The following is a 3,217-nucleotide window of genomic DNA, read 5'->3' on the forward strand; positions in this document are numbered from 1 at the left end:
CTTCCAGGCGGAGGTCCGCGATACGCTGAAACTGGTTCCGGAAGGCATTGAAGGGCAGGTTCCCTACAAAGGACCTGTTGCTGGCGTGCTGCACCAGCTTGCGGGCGGCCTGAAAGCCGCTATGGGTTATGTGGGTGGACGTGACCTTGCAGATTTCCGCGAGCGCGCCACCTTTGTGCGCATATCCAATGCCGGACTTCGTGAAAGCCACGCCCATGACGTCACGATCACCCGCGAAAGCCCCAATTACCCGGGCGGAATTTGATCGGGAGGCCGATCAGTCCGATCGTCAGGGCGGACTGTGGTGTGATTTGAGCGTGGCGGTGCTGCGGCTGTCGCGGCACGCGGCGGCGCTCTCCATCGCTTCGATTGCGCTTTTCCTGGCCATGACGGCGCTGGAGTTCCTCTATTTCCAGCGCTTGAGCGGCGGCCTGGCCTCGCTTGACATCCGCGTTGCCGGCTTCACCCCCGACGAAGGCATGGCCTGGCTCACGGCGCTCGGCCGCCGCGGCGGCGAGATCATCATCGTCTGGCACTATTTGACCTTCGATGTCCTGTTCCCGGCGCTGCTGTCGCTGACGCTGGTGAGCCTCATCCTTGTTTACGGGCGGCGGCTCAGCACGTTCCGCGCCATGTCGGCGCAGTTGCAGGCACTGTTCTCGCTGGTGCTGGTGCTTCCCTACGCGGTCGCCGACTACGCCCAGAATTTTGCCGTGGCGCGGCTCTTGTCCGATTTCCAATCGGCCAATCCCGATTCGCTGGCGTTCGCCTCGTTGCTGACCGTCACCAAATTCGCGCTGCTGGCCATTCCGGTCTTCGTTATCGCCGTCTTCGCGCTGGCCGGACAGCGGCGGCGCTAAGGCAGTTCCAGGAAGAGTGTAAAACGGTTTTCCGTCCGCAATTGCGTTAAGGAAAAGGGAGGGGCTGATGCGCCAGACCGCCATCTTCTGGCCGATGCTGGCGCACGTGCTACTGGTCTATATCGTCTATCTGGTGATGCTCAAACGGCGCTACGGGGCTGTGAAATCAGGCGAAGCCAGGGTCAGCCAGTACAAGCTCCGCTCGACCGAACCCGCTTCGAGCGTCACCGTCGCCAACAATCTGATCAACCAGTTCGAGCTGCCGGTTCTCTTCCACGTGCTCTGCCTGGCGCTGTTCGTCACCAACGGCGTGAACTATCTGACGCTGGCGCTGATGTGGCTGTTCATCCTCACGCGCTATGTGCACGCCTGGGTGCATCTCGACGGAAACCATGTGCCGCACCGCACCGGAGTCTTCTTCCTCGGCGCCGGCATACTTCTCCTGGCCTGGGTCTGGTTCGCGCTCCACCTGCTCGGGGTGGTTTGATTTAAAGATCGAACACCGCAATCCTGCGCTTGTCGAACTTGATGCCGATTTCGCCGCGCACCAGCCTCAGCGCCTGATCGCCGAAAACGGCGCGCCGCCAGCCCTGCAGCGCCGGCACGTCGGCTTCGTCGCCCTCGGCCGCGATGCGATCGATATCGTCGCTGGAGGCCAGCACCTTGGTGGCGACGCCTTCCTTTTCGGCGACGATCCTGAGCAGCACCTTGAGCAGCTCCGCCGCCGCGTTCGATCCTTCCGGCGGTTGCACGCTCTTTGGCAGTTTCGGCATCGCATCCTTGGGCAGCGCGAGGGCGGCGTTGACTGCGCCCAGCAGCGCGGTTGCCGTCGCGGAGCGTTCCCAGCCTTTCGGGGTGGTGCGCAGCTTGCCGAGCGCCGCCGCGTCGCGCGGCGCCTGTTGCGCGATCTCGTAGATCGCGTCGTCTTTGAGCACGCGGCCGCGGGGCACATCGCGCTCGCGCGCCTCGCGCTCGCGCCAGGCGGCCACCGCCTGCACGATCGCCAGCTCCTGCGGCTTGCGCAGCCGCATCTTCAGCCGTTTCCAGGCATCCTCGGGATGCGGATCGTAGGTCTCGCGCGAGGTGAGGATATCCATCTCTTCGTTCAACCAATGCGCGCGATCCTCGCGCTTCAGCTCGGCGCTGAGATGCTGGTAGACCTTGATCAGATGGGTGACGTCGGCAAGCGCGTATTCGAGCTGCTTGTCGGAGAGCGGCCGGTGCCGCCAGTCGGTGAAGCGCGAGGATTTGTCCAAGCGCGCCCCCGTGACCTTCTGCACGAGCTGGTCGTAAGAGACGCTGTCGCCGAAGCCGCAGACCATCGCCGCCACCTGGGTGTCGAACACCGGATGCGGCACGAGATTGCCGAGATGGACGATGATTTCGATGTCCTGGCGCGCCGCGTGAAAAACCTTCAGCACCGCTTCATTGGCCATCAGCCGGAAAAACGGCTTCAGGTCGATGTCGGGGGCCAACGGATCGATAAGCGCCTCGATCCCAGGTGCGGCGATCTGGATGAGGCAAAGGATCGGCCAGAAGGTCGTCTCGCGGATGAATTCGGTATCGACGGTAACGAATTCCGACTTTTCGAACGCCGCGACAACGCTCTCGAGTTCTTCTTGTGTGGTGATGACGCGCATCAAATCGCTTCTGGCACAATATTAGGCCCCTTTCAATTTCAGCCGCGCGCGCTTTCGTCAAGCCGCCGCAACGTAAGCGGTGGCTGGATCGCCAGGTTCTCCCATGCGAAATCGCACGGCGCGCCTGCGCGCCAAGCCGCCATACCCTCAGGCCGTCACGCTCCGCTCCGCCAAGAGCCCTTCATGCCTCATAGGCCCGCGCCGGCACCCGCTCTCTTGTCGGACCGGACATCGCGCCGTCCGGAACCGCGCTCGGCGATGGCCGCCGGCCGAGCGCGCCCGCTGCCGCCAGGCTGAGCAGGATGAACGGTATGCCGATGCCATATGCCGAGCGGATGCCCCAATGGTCCGACACGAAGCCGAGCAGCGGCGGCCCAAGCAGGAAGGCGACGAAGGAGATCTGCGACAGCGCCGCCACATTGATCGCCGCGGGGCGATCGGTGCGCTGAGCCGCCGCCGAGATCGCCAGCGGGAAGATGGCGCTGCTGCCGATGCCCAGAAGCGCAAAGCCCAACATCGAAATGAAGGGCAGGGGCGAGAAAAAGACGGTGAAGACGCCGGCCATCATCGTCGCCATCAGCACGCGCGCCACGCCGCTCGGCGAGTGGCGGTCCACGAAGCTGTCGGCGAAGAAGCGCGTCGTCGCCTGCGAGAAGGCGAACAGCGCCACGGTGAAGCCGGCGGTCAGCGGGCCGGATTCGAACACCGTGCGCATAT

General features: G+C 64.0%; 5 protein-coding genes. 3 read left to right on the plus strand and 2 right to left on the minus strand.

The window, feature by feature from the left end; translation table 11 throughout:
- The 3 genes from EOA28_RS30085 to EOA28_RS30095 all read left to right on the plus strand — a co-directional run.
- A partial coding sequence (locus EOA28_RS30085) for an IMP dehydrogenase (protein ID WP_189342250.1) occupies positions 1–265 on the plus strand: 265 nt, incomplete at its 5' end.
- Between the two features lie 46 nt (positions 266–311).
- Entirely contained in the window at positions 312–860 is a 549-nt protein-coding gene (locus EOA28_RS30090; protein WP_245484230.1) for a hypothetical protein, read from the plus strand.
- Between the two features lie 67 nt (positions 861–927).
- On the plus strand, positions 928–1,347 hold the full coding sequence (locus EOA28_RS30095) for an MAPEG family protein (protein ID WP_126082970.1): 420 nt from the start codon (positions 928–930) through the stop codon (positions 1,345–1,347).
- A gap of 1 nt (position 1,348) precedes the next feature.
- Here EOA28_RS30095 and rnd read toward each other — a convergent pair whose 3' ends face one another.
- Positions 1,349–2,500 carry a ribonuclease D gene (rnd, locus tag EOA28_RS30100; RefSeq protein ID WP_127253579.1) on the minus strand — a complete coding sequence of 384 codons (1,152 nt, stop codon included), beginning with the start codon at positions 2,498–2,500 and terminating at the stop codon, positions 1,349–1,351.
- Between the two features lie 181 nt (positions 2,501–2,681).
- The coding region (locus EOA28_RS30105) for an MFS transporter (protein WP_128315590.1) at positions 2,682–3,217 on the minus strand (536 nt) is incomplete at its 5' end.

Source organism: Mesorhizobium sp. M2A.F.Ca.ET.067.02.1.1, assembly GCF_004023285.1.
Classification (GTDB): domain Bacteria; phylum Pseudomonadota; class Alphaproteobacteria; order Rhizobiales; family Rhizobiaceae; genus Mesorhizobium.